Genomic DNA, 12990 nt, shown 5'->3' with positions numbered 1-12990 from the left:
GAGCGATGACGCTTGAATAATGTGGTATGATTCATTAAGATTAGAATGATACTAAATTAGTAACTCTCGTGAACTGAATCGTCAGACACGAAATGAATAGATGGAGGGATTCTACATGAAGGCTTCACACTTAAAGATTGAAGATTTACACGTTGCAATCGACGGCAAAGAAATCTTGAAAGGCGTCAACTTAGAAATCAAAGGCGGCGAAATCCACGCGGTCATGGGACCAAACGGGACTGGTAAATCAACACTCGCATCTGCATTGATGGGTCACCCGACGTATGAAGTGACATCAGGATCAGTCACACTCGACGGCGAAGACGTCCTCGAAATGGAAGTCAACGAACGTGCGCAAGCAGGTATGTTCCTTGCAATGCAATACCCAAGCGAAATCAGTGGTGTGACGAACTCAGACTTCCTGCGTTCAGCAATCAACTCACGCCGCGAAGAAGGCGATGAAATCTCACTCATGAAATTCATCCGTCAACTCGACGCGCAAATGGGTCTTCTCGAAATGCCGGGCGAAATGGCACACCGTTACCTCAACGAAGGTTTCTCGGGCGGAGAGAAGAAACGGAATGAAATTCTCCAAATGACGATGCTGAAACCAGCGATCGCCATCCTTGACGAAATCGATTCAGGTCTTGATATCGATGCGCTTAAAGTTGTCGCAAAAGGTGTGAACGAAATGCGTTCACCTGAATTCGGCTGCTTGATCATCACGCACTATCAACGTCTCTTGAACTATATCGAGCCTGATTTCATCCATATCATGATGGGCGGAAAAATCGTCATGTCTGGTGGTAAAGAACTTGCTCACCGTCTCGAAGCAGAAGGTTATGACTGGGTTAAAAAAGAACTCGGCATCGAAGAAGTCGAAATCGAAACAAAAGCGTAAGACGAGGGAGGAAGCATGATGACTGTAGAACTGAATCTTGCCGTAAATCGCGAGGCAGTGGCAGAACGTGCGACTCGCTTAGGGGAACCGGCTTGGATGATTACCAAGCGTCAAGATGCACTTGATCTTGCCCCGACGCTCGCATTGCCAAAAGTAGAAAAAATTAAAATCGGTGGCTGGAACTTCACAGAAGGTACAGCAGATCTCGAAACGGTAACTGGTTTGACACCGGATATCGAATCGTTGATCGGTGAAAACCGTGACCATATGCTGATCACGCGTAACGGACAACTCGTCCACGCGCAAAACAGCGAAGCGACGAACGGCGTCATCTTCACGACGCTTGAAGACGCAATGAAGCACCATCCGGAGCTCGTCGAGAAATACTTCATGACAGAAGGCGTCAACGTCAACGAAGATCGTCTCGCAGCACTCAACGCAGCACTCATGAACGGCGGTACATTCCTGTATGTACCAAAAGGCTTGAAGTTGACTGTTCCGATGCAGGCGATTTATACGCTGGAACAAACAGGCGGTGCGTTGTACCACCATGCAATCATCATCGCAGATGCTGACAGTGAACTGACGTATATCGAAAACTTCGTCTCTTACGGCGAAGAAGCACATAACGTCAACGTCGTGACAGAAGTCTTCGTCGAAGACAATGCGAAAGTTCTTTTCGGAGGCGTCGATACGCTTGCGAAAGGTGCTGTGACGTATATGAACCGTCGCGGTGTCGTCAAACAAGGCGCGAAGCTCGAATGGGCACTCGGTCACATGAATGACGGACACACGATCACGGAAACGAAAACACACCTTGTCGGTAACGATTCGTTCTCGGACACGAAAGCCGTAACGGTTGGTCGTGGCGAGCAAAAACAAAACTTCAACGTTCGGACAGACCATTTCGGTAAAGGTTCGGAAGGTTTCATCTTGATTCACGGTGTTCAGAAAGATTCAGCGACATCGATTTTTAACGGAACATCCATGATTCATCATGGCGCTTCAAAATCAAATGGTGTCCAAACGGAACGTGTTCTCATGTTGTCTGAAAAGGCACGGGGAGACGCAAACCCGATCCTCTTGATTGACGAAGATGATGTCATGGCAGGACACGCGGCATCTGTCGGTCGTGTCGATGAACTTCAACTCTACTACTTGATGAGCCGTGGTCTTTCACGCAAAGAAGCAGAACGCCTCGTCGTTCACGGTTTCTTACAACCGGTTGTTTCGGAACTCGCGATTGACTCTGTCAAAGAACGCCTCGTGCAAGTGATCGAAGGGAAAGTAAACTAATATGGGAATCGATGCATCCATCCGCAATCAGTTTCCGATTCTTGACCAACAGGTGAATGACCGGAAACTCGTCTATTTAGATAGTGCGGCTTCGTCACAAAAGCCGCTCGTCGTCATTGAGGCGATTGAGAACTACTACAAGACGGTTCATTCGAATGTGCACCGTGGCGTCCATACGCTCGGAACACGAGCGACGGATGCGTACGAAGGTGCGCGTGAGAACGTACGTCGTTTCATCAAGGCGCAACACCATGAAGAGATTATCTTTACCCGCGGGACGACGACAGCGATCAACATCGTCGCCTCGAGTTACGGAATGGAGCATGTGGAAGAAGGGGACGAGATTGTCGTCACGTACCTCGAACACCATGCGAATCTCATTCCGTGGCAACAGGTTGCAAAAAAGAAAAAAGCGAAACTGAAATATGTCGACTTGACGGCAGACGGTCGTGTAACGATCGAAGCAGTCAAAGAACAAATTTCGGATCGGACGAAGATTGTGGCAATGGCCCACGTTTCGAACGTCCTTGGAACGATCAACCCGATTAAAGAAGTCACGCAACTTGCGCATGCTGCCGGTGCCGTTATGGTCGTTGATGCTGCGCAAAGTGCGCCGCATCAGCAGATTGACGTGACGGATCTCGATTGTGATTTCCTCGCGTTTTCGGCTCACAAGATGTGCGGACCGACCGGCATTGGTGTTCTGTACGGTAAAAAAGCATTGCTCAATGCGATGGAGCCGGTTGAATTCGGCGGCGAGATGATTGATTACGTCGGACTCGAAGAGTCGACGTTCAAACCTTCTCCGTACCGGTTCGAAGCAGGGACGCCGATCATTGCAGGCGCAGTCGGCTTATCGGCAGCGATTGATTTCTTGGAACAAGTCGGACTCAGTAACATCGAAGCCCACGAACGTGAGCTCGCGCAGTACGCGATGGCACAAATGCGTGACATCGAAGGACTGACGATTTACGGTCCGGAAGAACGTGTTGGTCTCGTCACCTTTAATCTCGGTGATGTCCACGCGCATGATGTGGCGACGGTTCTCGATATGCAAGGAATCGCCGTCCGTGCCGGTCACCATTGCGCGCAACCGCTGATGCGCTGGCTTGGAGCCAGTTCTACGGCACGAGCCAGCTTCTACCTGTATAATACAAAGGAAGAAGTAGATGCATTAGTGACAGGACTTCGCCAAACGAAGGAGTATTTCAGTCATGGATTTTAACAATCTCGATCACTTGTACCGTCAAGTGATCATGGACCACTATAAAACGCCCCGCAATCGTGGTGCGATTGACGGTGGTGTGACAATCGATATGAACAATCCGACATGTGGCGACACAATCCGTCTGCAACTCGCAATCGAGGACGATATCGTCAAAGATGCGAAGTTCGACGGTGAAGGATGTTCGATCAGTATGGCGTCTGCGTCGATGATGACACAGGCTGTCAAAGGAAAAACAGTCGAAGAAGCATTACAACTCGCCAACGTCTTTTCCGAGATGGTTCAAGGAAAAGACTACGACGATGAAAAATTTGATCTCGGGGATGCCGAAGCACTGTCTGGTGTGACAAAATTCCCGGCGCGAATCAAGTGTGCGACACTTGCCTGGAAGGCGCTCGAACGCGGCGTCGAAGAAGGGAAGTAACTTCGGTCAGTAAGTAAGAGGAGGAAACGAACATGGCTAAGAACATGCCTGAAATTGGCGATTATAAATATGGTTTCCACGATCGCGATATCTCGATCTTCCGTTCAGGACGCGGTTTGACGACAGAAGTCGTCGAGACGATTTCTAAAATGAAGGAAGAACCGCAATGGATGCTTGATTTCCGTCTGAAATCGCTTAAGATTTTCAACGAACAATCGATGCCAGCATGGGGCGGCGATTTATCAGATCTCCGTTTTGATGACATCACGTACTACGTTAAGCCGTCAGAACGTGCTGAAAAATCTTGGGATGAAGTACCGGAAGAAATCAAACGTACGTTTGATAAACTCGGAATCCCGGAAGCTGAGCAAAAATACCTTGCAGGTGTTTCGGCACAGTACGAATCAGAAGTCGTTTATCACAACATGAAGAGCGAACTGGAAGATCAAGGGATCGTCTTCAAAGATACAGATACAGCACTGAAAGAAAACGAAGATTTATTCCGTGAGTACTTCGGTAAATTGATCCCGCCGACAGACAACAAATTCGCTGCCCTCAATACAGCGGTTTGGTCAGGTGGATCGTTCATCTATGTACCAAAAGGCGTCAAGATGGATACGCCGCTTCAAGCCTACTTCCGGATCAACTCGGAAAACATGGGTCAATTCGAGCGGACGTTGATCATCGTTGACGAAGAAGCATCGGTTCACTACGTCGAAGGATGTACAGCACCTGTCTACACAACGAACTCGCTTCACTCGGCGGTCGTTGAGATCTTCATCAACAAAAACGCGTATTGCCGTTACACGACAATCCAAAACTGGGCAAACAACGTCTACAACCTCGTTACGAAACGTGCGATCTGTGAAGCCGGCGCAACGATGGAATGGGTCGATGGTAACATCGGTTCGAAATTGACGATGAAATACCCTGCCGTCATCCTTAAAGGGGAAGGCTCACGCGGTATGACATTATCAATCGCCATCGCTGGTAAAGGACAACACCAGGACGCAGGCGCGAAAATGATTCACCTCGCACCAAACACGTCGTCCACGATCGTCTCAAAATCGATTTCGAAACACGGTGGTAAAGTCACGTACCGTGGGATTGTCCACTTTGGCCGTAAAGCAACCGGCGCACGTTCGAACATCGAATGTGACACGTTGATCATGGACAACCAGTCGACATCAGATACGATTCCGTACAACGAAATTCTCAACGACAACATTTCGCTTGAACACGAAGCGAAAGTATCGAAGGTCTCGGAAGAGCAATTGTTCTACCTGATGAGCCGCGGGATTTCACAAGAAGAAGCAACTGAAATGATCGTCATGGGCTTCATCGAGCCGTTCACAAAAGAATTGCCGATGGAATATGCGGTCGAAATGAACCGTCTCATCAAGTTCGAGATGGAAGGTTCAATCGGATAATGTTTCTGCTCTCTCATCTCTGGATGAGAGAGTTTTTTGTACACAGGCAAAAGCGGGTAAAAGATTGAAAAAGGAGGGATTCATCATGCGTGATATCGTCTATTCTTTTCAAGTCTCGCTCGACGGCTACATCGAGGATGCATCGGGCAGCATCGCCTTTGCGTCACCGGATGCGGAACTGCATCAGTACTTCAATGATTATGAAAAAGCATTTGATACCCATGTGTACGGCCGTCGTCTGTATGAGATGATGCACTACTGGGAAACAGCCGATCAGGAAGATGAACCGATCATCATCGAGTATGCGAAAACATGGCAGGCCCTTGAAAAAGTCGTCTTCTCGCAAACGTTGACGGCCGTCGAGGGCAATGCCCGTCTTGCGACCCGGCCGCTTGCCGAGGAACTCGCGGCATTAAAGCAGGCACCGGGTAAACAGATTGCGATCGGCGGGGCGACCCTTGCCGCGGAAGCCATCCGTTTGGATTTGGTGGACTGTTATCATGTCGTCATCTATCCCGTCTTACTCGGTGGAGGGAAACGAATGTTTCCGCTGTTTGAGCAATCGTTGTCCTTACAGCTTGTAGATCAACAGACCTTTGCTTCCGGTTGCATCGCCTTGACGTATGAACGGATTCGAACCGACTCTTTATGATCATTAATGAATCCATGAAACAAGCAGCCTTTTTCTCCTTATTTTTCAAGGAGTAGGAAGGAATTGCTTGTTTTTTATATGGAGAACACACGTGTTTTCCGAGAAGAGTCTTGAAGAAGAAATTCACGATTCCGCTATGCTATGATGAACAATAAGCAGAGAAAACGGAACGGAGGGAGCAGGATGATTTATGTCGGCGTGACCGGTTGGGGCGATCATGACAGCCTCTATCCGACACCACAGGATCGGAAAGAGAAGCTCGCTGCTTATGCGGGACACTTTCCGGCAGTCGAAGTCGATTCAACGTATTATGCGATTCAGCCGGAACGCAACTATCAGAAGTGGGTTTCGGAAACACCGGATGATTTCCGGTTCATCGTCAAGGTACACCGGGCGATGAGCGGTCATGATCGGGAAAACAAGGATCCACTCGGTCCGATCTTTGAACAGTATCTCGCTTCGATCGAGCCGATGCGGCAAAGTGGCAAGATTGCCGCGATTCTCGTCCAACTGCCACCGTGGTTCGATGTCAGCAAAGTACACCTTGAATATCTTCAGACGATCCGGAAGTCGCTTGCCGGCCTCCCTGTCGCAATCGAATTTCGGAATCCGTCCTGGTATTCGGACGCCTATCAGGAACGAACGCTCCGGTTCTTAGCCGAGCATCAGTTTATTCATACGATTTGTGATGAGCCGCAGACGGAAGACGGATCGGTGCCCTTCGTCCCGGTCGTCACACAGGAGACGGCATTTGTGCGTCTGCACGGCCGAAACGTCGCCGGATGGCTGAAGAAGCCCGGACAAAGCAGCGAGGACTGGCGGAAGGTCCGGTGTCTATACCGTTATTCCGAAGAAGAATTACAAGAGTTGGCCCTACATATCCGTTCACTTGCCGAACAGGCAAAAGACGTGTATGTTTTCTTTAATAACAACTCGGCAGGGGATGCCGTACCGAATGCGAAACGTCTCATCGAGATTTTAGGTCTCGATTATGAATCGCTCGCGCCCCGGCAAATTTCACTGTTTTAATACCTGGAGGAGGCTTAAGCGTGAAGTTACACGTCATTCATTATAACGATCTGCATTCACACTTTGATATGTGGCCTCGCTATATGTCGTTTATGAAAGAACACCGGACATATGACTCCCTTGTCTTTGACTTGGGAGACCATGCCGACCGGGTTGCACCAGCAACGGAAGCGACGCAAGGAAAAATTAACACCCATCTCTTAAACGAATTATCGCCGACGGCTGTCACGATCGGAAACAATGAGGGGATTACGTTTCCGCATGACTGGCTGGCGGAACTATACAGCGATGCAACGTTCCCGGTGCTTGTCTCGAACTTGTCGGCTCCATTCGCCAAAGCCGGGATGATTCAGGAATTACCGACTGGGAAAGTCGGTATTTTTGGACTGACGGCGCCGTATTATGAATTATATGATTTACTCGGCTGGTCGATTGAAAATCCGTTCGAAGCAGCGGCCCGCGAAATCGAAGCGTTGCGAGATCAGGTCGATGTGCTGATCTGTCTGAGTCATCTTGGTTTTTATCAGGATGAAGACTTGGCGGAACGGTTCCCGGAACTGGACTTGATCATCGGATCGCATACGCATCATGTTCTCGATGACGGTGTTGTCCGGAATGGTGTACTGATTGCCCAGGCGGGGAAACACGGACAGTATGCGGGTGAGATTTATTTAAATACAGATACGGGCGAAAAAGAAGCGGTTCTCCATCCGCTCGAGTCCTATTCGGCGGACGAAGCAACAGCCGTTCTGCTCGATAAGGAGCAGTACTTGGCGGAACGTCAGATGAAACAACCGATTGGCCGGACATCAGGTCTAGCGAATGACTGGTTTAATCCATCGCCGTTCACGCAGCTGCTCGCTGACACGATGCGGGACTGGTGTCAGGCGGACCTCGCTTGTGTGCCGGCCGGCATGCTCCTCGGTTCATTGTCCCCTGGACCGGTTTCGTCTTACGATTTACACCGGCTTTGTCCTCATCCGATTAATCCGTGTAAGGTGACGATGACCGGAAGTGAATTAAAACAATTCATTGCCGAAGTCGATACGAACCGCTTTGAACAGCTAAAAGTCCGCGGACTCGGTTTCCGGGGGAAACTGATGGGCAAGATGCATTATGCCGGAAACCGTCAACATCTGGATGATGCAAAACATTACACCGTGGTCCTCCCGGATATGTTTACATTTGGTCCTTTATTTCCGGAAATCAAAGAAATGCCGAAAGAATATTTCATGCCGGAATTGTTACGGGATCTGCTCTTTGATCGCCTATCGGAGAAGTCAGAATTTGGTGAATTACCCATCCGCAAACACTGAATATTTGTTATACTGTAACAGAAATCAGGTCAGTTTTTTACGGATAAAGGGGGAAACCGATTCATGGGACGCAGAGAGATACAACGTAAACCAGAATGGCTGAAGATCAAGCTGAACACGAATGAGACTTACACAGAACTCAAAAGTATGATGCGTGAAAAAAAGCTTCACACGGTATGTGAGGAAGCAAAATGTCCGAACATTCACGAGTGTTGGGCGGTTCGCCGGACGGCGACATTCATGATTCTTGGAAGCATTTGTACACGGGCCTGCCGTTTTTGTGCCGTGACGACAGGACGTCCAAATGAACTTGACTTAGAAGAACCGAAACGCGTAGCGGAATCCGTTCGTCTGATGAATCTGAAGCATGCCGTCATTACAGCGGTTGCACGTGATGATTTAAATGATTTCGGGGCAGGGGTATATGCAGAGACGGTACGGGAAGTCCGCCGCATGAACCCGGAAACATCGATTGAAGTCTTACCGTCCGACATGGGTGGGAACTTCGAGGCGTTGCAGACGCTGATTGAAGCCAAGCCGGACATCATGAACCATAACATCGAGACGGTTCGCCGTCTGACACCAACCGTCCGGGCGAAAGCGACATACGACCGAACACTCGAATTCCTGCGCCGTTCAAAAGAACTGGCTCCTGAAATTCCGACGAAATCAAGTCTGATGTTGGGTCTTGGGGAGACATGGGAAGAAATCCTGCAAACGATGGACGATCTTCGTGCCAATGACGTCGATATCATGACGATCGGGCAATACCTGCAACCAACGAAAAAACACTTGGATGTCATGAAGTACTACACACCACAAGAGTTTGCCGAACTCAAGCAGATTGCGCTCGGAAAAGGCTTTTCACATTGTGAAGCCGGTCCGCTTGTCCGTTCGTCGTATCACGCTGACGAACAGGTCAACGCGGCGAAAAAAAATAAGGCCGCTTTACCGATTGATTGATACCGACAGACCGTCCACGCTACGTGCGAGGACGGTTTTCTGCTGTCTGACGATTCGTTTTCAAGTATGATTATGGTAAGATAAAGGAAGCAGGGGGTGGAAAAATGATACAAGTCAATCGTGAAAGATATGAAATCGTGGAAGAAAAACGAGAGGGATTCAACGAAGAAGCGTTCATCGGACGTTTCAGTGATGTCCTCGAGAAATATGATTATATCGTCGGAGACTGGGGGCACGGACAGTTGCGGCTCCGCGGTTTTTATGAGGACAATCACGAAAAAGCAACCTTTGATACAAAAATCTCCCACGTGGCGGATTATTTGTACGAGTACTGCAATTTCGGCTGTGCCTATTTTATCGTCAAACGGATGGAATTCGTAGAAGGAGAAGAAGCACCACCTCGCTTCGACGGATCTTCGGCGAATACGTTAAAACTGAAACGGAAGTTTTCGGCAGCGAAAGAAGAGACAAAAGAAGAACAGTAATCAAAATGACATCTGAAAAGACGTTTCTGATTGGGTGATTTCGGCTAATAATATAGTATCACGTACCTATAGGGGGAACTATCCATGAGAATCGTCGGGATTTACAAGTCTGTACCAGAAGTTGTCAGTGCTGTTCATGATTTACGTGTCGCAGGTGTTGTATCAACAGATTTGAAAGTCGTTGCCCATGATCGATATGATCTGGAACAGATCGAGGAATTGGCCGATTTGAACAATCATCAAACATCAACACGTCTGTCGCAGGAAGAACATATGAATCTGTGGCAGGAGATCAAAGGAATCTTTAAAAAAGACAGCAATGGATCTTCTTCACACAGCGATGTCCTCGAAGCGAGTGGATTAACGAAAGATGATGTCAACCGTGCCAATAAAGCAGCGGAAGAGGGACAATTCGTCTTACTCGTCGGCGATGAAGCGGATCAACATTCGGAACGTAAAGCCCATGATGAATCCGACAATACGAACGTCTTCAGCGGTCCAAACACACTCAACGAGCGTAACGACCGGTTACTGTAACAGTAAAACAGCCAACTCCCTTAAGGGAATTGGCTGTTTTTTTTGCTTATAATCCGATGTAATCGCGTAAATATCCTTCAAGTTCATCCGCCGCTTCATCCTCGAGATCAAAGGCATGAGCGATATAACCGGGCTCGTCAAAGTCATCCGGACCGATGATGGCAAACCGGTTGGATAAGAGATTCAACACTAAAATCTTTCCGAAAAAATGTTCGGAATGGGTGATTGCTAAATCAAACCGGCTCGTCTCACCAATCCAGCAAACGAATCGGGTTTTTGTCTGTTCGACGTCATCATATAAAAAATCGCGTTCTTGCATCATCTGTCAGTTCCCTCATTTCCTTCATCTCTGCTTAGATTAAAGGGTTTGGGGAACCTTTTGCAAGTACGGTTTACGTGACAGGCTGTGTTCAGCGATGACTTTCCGGATCGTCCGTGTTTTAGACCGCATGACGAGCGATGTCGTCTCGACGATATCATCCGTCAGGAAACGGACGCCGTCGAGCATCTCACCTGTCGTCACGCCTGTTGCTGCGAAGATGCAGTCGTCACTTTTGATCAGGTCATCAAGCGTCAACAATTGCAAAGGATCCGCAAGCCCCATCCGGATGACGCGTGCTGTCTCTTCCTCATTCATCGGGTGCAGACGCGCCTGCATATCGCCACCCATCGCCTTGACGGCAGCTGCCGTAATGACGCCTTCCGGTGCGCCGCCGGTTCCGATAAAGATATCGATTCCTGTCGATGGTGAAAGCGGAGCGATTCCGGCTGACACATCGCCGTCTTCAAATAGACGGACACGTGCGCCGACACGCATCGCCGCTTCCCGGAAGTGATCATGGCGCGGACGGTCCTGCATGATGACCGTAACGTCCTCGATCCGTTTCTGATTCAGTTCCGCTGCTTTTTGAATGATGACTTCAAGCGGATCGTCAAGTGAGACATGTCCTTTTAAGTTTGGTCCGACTGTCAGTTTATCCATATACATATCCGGCGCGTGTAACAATGCCCCCTGGTCAGCGACTGCGATGACGACCATGGCATTGCCGAGACCTTTTGCCACGATGTTCGTTCCTTCGAGCGGATCGACGGCGATATCGACGATAGGACCGCTTGTCGTACCAACTTTTTCGCCGATGAATAACATCGGTGCTTCGTCGAGTTCCCCTTCACCGATGACGACTGTTCCTGCCATGTTGACGGTGTTCAAGACTTCGCGCATGGCTGTTGTTGCCGCATCATCGGCTTCGTTTTTCTTCCCTCGGCCAATCCATTTGGCGGATGCCAGTGCAGCTGCTTCTGTTGCTCGGACGATTTCTAGTGCTAATTCGCGTTCCATCTATGAATAACCTCCAAGTCACCTAATGTGACATACTATTTTCGTAAAAATCTAAATTGAGGATAACACATTGCGCAATGTGATGCAAACAGCCTTTCTGCTTTTCATGTTTCGCCGATAGAGCTAAAATGAAGGGTGTGAGGGGGAATGGAAGATGTATTTTGTGAATCGTGAAAAGATTGAACAAACCGTGGTTTGTTTGGAAACGGCATTGCGTCAAAGTAAAGAGTTAACGGGGGATGCTTTGACGGTTTCACTGGCGTGGGAACGGATTGGATTTTTAGTGATTGAAAGCATCATCGACATCGGAAACAGTATGATTGATGGTTTCATCATGCGTGATCCGGGAAGTTATGAAGATATCGTCATGATTTTAGAAGATGAGCGGGTCATCGACGCGTCACTTGCGACGAGTTTGAAGCGCATCGTGGCACTCCGGACACAAATCGTCCGTGAATTTACGACATCAAGTACAGCGGAAATCCGCAACGTTTTGTTTGAGGAAGAAACACAATTACGTCGTTTCCCGGACGCGGTCCGACATTATCTAGAGACAGAACTCGGACCCGTCTCGGCATTTTTACCAAATGAGGAGTGAGTCAGCATGAAGGCAAAAGGCTATTTATTTGATTTAGACGGTACGATGTATAACGGGACAGAACCCGTCAAAGAAGCGGTTGATTTCGTCAACCGGTTGCAGGAAGAAGATGTACCGTATCTGTTCGTTACGAATAATGCTTCGATGACGGCAGAAGCCGTCGCTGAGAAATTACGCGGCATGGGTGTTCACTCGAACGCGGAACATGTCTTAACCAGTGCGATGGCGACAGGTCGCTACATCGCAGAACTCGATCCGGGTGCGAAAGTCTATGCCATCGGAGAAGGCGGATTGATTGATGCTCTTGAGCGTCAAGGTTTACAAGTCGTTGCGGATGAGCATGCCGATTATGTCGTGATTGGTCTTGACCGTCAGATCACGTATGAGAAGTTAGCGATCGGAGCCCTCGCGATTCGGGCCGGCGCTCGTTTTATCTCGACGAATGGAGATATCGCGATTCCGACAGAGCGCGGCTTCTTACCGGGGAACGGGGCGTTGACATCGGTGTTACGCGTGACGACGGAAAAAGAACCGTTTTATATCGGAAAACCGGAGCCGGTCATGGTCAATATTGCGGCTGAGATGATCGGTCTTGCGAAAGAAGATCTCATCATGGTCGGGGATAATTACCATACCGACATTTTATTCGGGATCAACGGCGGAATCCGGACGATGCATGTCAATTCCGGCGTTCATACACCGGTCTTCATTCAAGGGCAGGATGCTCAACCGACGTACATGGTCGATACGTTGGCAGAATGGATTCTTTAAACAAAAAAATCCCCATTGACGGAT

General features: G+C 48.9%; 15 protein-coding genes. 13 read left to right on the top strand and 2 right to left on the bottom strand.

What is annotated here, in order from left to right; translation table 11 throughout:
* Positions 1-115: 115 nt before the first annotated feature.
* From sufC to N7U64_RS05350, 11 genes are all read left to right on the top strand, one after another.
* Positions 116-901: a Fe-S cluster assembly ATPase SufC gene (sufC, locus tag N7U64_RS05400; RefSeq protein ID WP_012371204.1), complete on the top strand. Its 786-nt coding sequence runs from the start codon at positions 116-118 to the stop codon at positions 899-901.
* 18 nt (positions 902-919) lie between these two features.
* Positions 920-2197, top strand: a complete 1278-nt coding sequence (gene sufD, locus N7U64_RS05395) for a Fe-S cluster assembly protein SufD (RefSeq protein ID WP_114595162.1) — start codon at positions 920-922, stop codon at positions 2195-2197.
* 1 nt (position 2198) lies between these two features.
* Positions 2199-3422, top strand: coding sequence for a cysteine desulfurase (locus N7U64_RS05390; protein WP_012371202.1), 1224 nt, complete (start codon positions 2199-2201; stop codon positions 3420-3422).
* Positions 3412-3846: a Fe-S cluster assembly sulfur transfer protein SufU gene (gene sufU / locus N7U64_RS05385; protein ID WP_012371201.1), complete on the top strand. Its 435-nt coding sequence runs from the start codon at positions 3412-3414 to the stop codon at positions 3844-3846. Before N7U64_RS05390 ends, sufU begins: the two co-directional genes overlap by 11 nt.
* Before the next feature lie 32 nt (positions 3847-3878).
* A complete protein-coding gene (sufB, locus tag N7U64_RS05380; RefSeq protein ID WP_012371200.1) occupies positions 3879-5276 on the top strand; it encodes a Fe-S cluster assembly protein SufB in 1398 nt (465 codons plus the stop codon).
* A gap of 85 nt (positions 5277-5361) precedes the next feature.
* Complete coding sequence (locus tag N7U64_RS05375) at positions 5362-5928, top strand: dihydrofolate reductase family protein (RefSeq protein WP_318928812.1); 567 nt, start codon at positions 5362-5364, stop codon at positions 5926-5928.
* A 183-nt stretch (positions 5929-6111) separates the two neighbouring features.
* Positions 6112-6957 carry a DUF72 domain-containing protein gene (locus N7U64_RS05370; RefSeq protein WP_012371199.1) on the top strand — a complete coding sequence of 282 codons (846 nt, stop codon included), beginning with the start codon at positions 6112-6114 and terminating at the stop codon, positions 6955-6957.
* Between the two features lie 20 nt (positions 6958-6977).
* Positions 6978-8273, top strand: a complete 1296-nt coding sequence (locus N7U64_RS05365) for a bifunctional UDP-sugar hydrolase/5'-nucleotidase (protein ID WP_318928811.1) — start codon at positions 6978-6980, stop codon at positions 8271-8273.
* A gap of 63 nt (positions 8274-8336) precedes the next feature.
* The gene (gene lipA, locus N7U64_RS05360) at positions 8337-9236 is read left to right on the top strand and encodes a lipoyl synthase (protein WP_318928810.1); all 900 of its coding nucleotides are present in this window, start codon (positions 8337-8339) and stop codon (positions 9234-9236) included.
* A 104-nt stretch (positions 9237-9340) separates the two neighbouring features.
* Entirely contained in the window at positions 9341-9721 is a 381-nt protein-coding gene (locus N7U64_RS05355; RefSeq protein ID WP_114595166.1) for a YutD family protein, read from the top strand.
* An 84-nt stretch (positions 9722-9805) separates the two neighbouring features.
* Positions 9806-10258: a general stress protein gene (locus tag N7U64_RS05350; RefSeq protein ID WP_318091044.1), complete on the top strand. Its 453-nt coding sequence runs from the start codon at positions 9806-9808 to the stop codon at positions 10256-10258.
* Positions 10259-10304: 46 nt separating this feature from the next.
* On the opposite strand, the gene N7U64_RS05345 is transcribed toward N7U64_RS05350, so the two are convergent.
* Together N7U64_RS05345 and glpX are read right to left on the bottom strand one after the other, a co-directional pair.
* A complete protein-coding gene (locus N7U64_RS05345) occupies positions 10305-10580 on the bottom strand; it encodes a DUF3055 domain-containing protein (protein WP_114595168.1) in 276 nt (91 codons plus the stop codon).
* Positions 10581-10616: 36 nt separating this feature from the next.
* Entirely contained in the window at positions 10617-11597 is a 981-nt protein-coding gene (glpX, locus tag N7U64_RS05340; protein WP_012371193.1) for a class II fructose-bisphosphatase, read from the bottom strand.
* Between the two features lie 154 nt (positions 11598-11751).
* Between glpX and N7U64_RS05335 the strand changes: the two genes are divergently transcribed.
* A complete protein-coding gene (locus tag N7U64_RS05335) occupies positions 11752-12195 on the top strand; it encodes a DUF86 domain-containing protein (protein WP_012371192.1) in 444 nt (147 codons plus the stop codon).
* A 6-nt stretch (positions 12196-12201) separates the two neighbouring features.
* A complete protein-coding gene (locus N7U64_RS05330) occupies positions 12202-12966 on the top strand; it encodes a TIGR01457 family HAD-type hydrolase (protein WP_012371191.1) in 765 nt (254 codons plus the stop codon).
* The last annotated feature ends 24 nt before the right edge of the window (positions 12967-12990 follow it).

The sequence above is a fragment of the Exiguobacterium sp. K1 genome, from assembly GCF_033721435.1.
GTDB lineage: Bacteria > Bacillota > Bacilli > Exiguobacteriales > Exiguobacteriaceae > Exiguobacterium_A > Exiguobacterium_A artemiae.
This window is presented reverse-complemented; position numbering and strand designations above follow the sequence as displayed.

Bases quoted from the DNA above. Each gene is read 5' to 3' on its own strand.
- sufC (WP_012371204.1), top strand. From the start codon at position 116: ATGAAGGCTTCACACTTAAAGATTGAAGATTTACACGTTGCAATCGAC.
- sufD (WP_114595162.1), top strand. From the start codon at position 920: ATGACTGTAGAACTGAATCTTGCCGTAAATCGCGAGGCAGTGGCAGAA.
- N7U64_RS05390 (WP_012371202.1), top strand. From the start codon at position 2,199: ATGGGAATCGATGCATCCATCCGCAATCAGTTTCCGATTCTTGACCAA.
- sufU (WP_012371201.1), top strand. From the start codon at position 3,412: ATGGATTTTAACAATCTCGATCACTTGTACCGTCAAGTGATCATGGAC.
- sufB (WP_012371200.1), top strand. From the start codon at position 3,879: ATGGCTAAGAACATGCCTGAAATTGGCGATTATAAATATGGTTTCCAC.
- N7U64_RS05375 (WP_318928812.1), top strand. From the start codon at position 5,362: ATGCGTGATATCGTCTATTCTTTTCAAGTCTCGCTCGACGGCTACATC.
- N7U64_RS05370 (WP_012371199.1), top strand. From the start codon at position 6,112: ATGATTTATGTCGGCGTGACCGGTTGGGGCGATCATGACAGCCTCTAT.
- lipA (WP_318928810.1), top strand. From the start codon at position 8,337: ATGGGACGCAGAGAGATACAACGTAAACCAGAATGGCTGAAGATCAAG.
- N7U64_RS05355 (WP_114595166.1), top strand. From the start codon at position 9,341: ATGATACAAGTCAATCGTGAAAGATATGAAATCGTGGAAGAAAAACGA.
- N7U64_RS05350 (WP_318091044.1), top strand. From the start codon at position 9,806: ATGAGAATCGTCGGGATTTACAAGTCTGTACCAGAAGTTGTCAGTGCT.
- N7U64_RS05345 (WP_114595168.1), bottom strand. From the start codon at position 10,580: ATGATGCAAGAACGCGATTTTTTATATGATGACGTCGAACAGACAAAA.
- glpX (WP_012371193.1), bottom strand. From the start codon at position 11,597: ATGGAACGCGAATTAGCACTAGAAATCGTCCGAGCAACAGAAGCAGCT.
- N7U64_RS05335 (WP_012371192.1), top strand. From the start codon at position 11,752: ATGTATTTTGTGAATCGTGAAAAGATTGAACAAACCGTGGTTTGTTTG.
- N7U64_RS05330 (WP_012371191.1), top strand. From the start codon at position 12,202: ATGAAGGCAAAAGGCTATTTATTTGATTTAGACGGTACGATGTATAAC.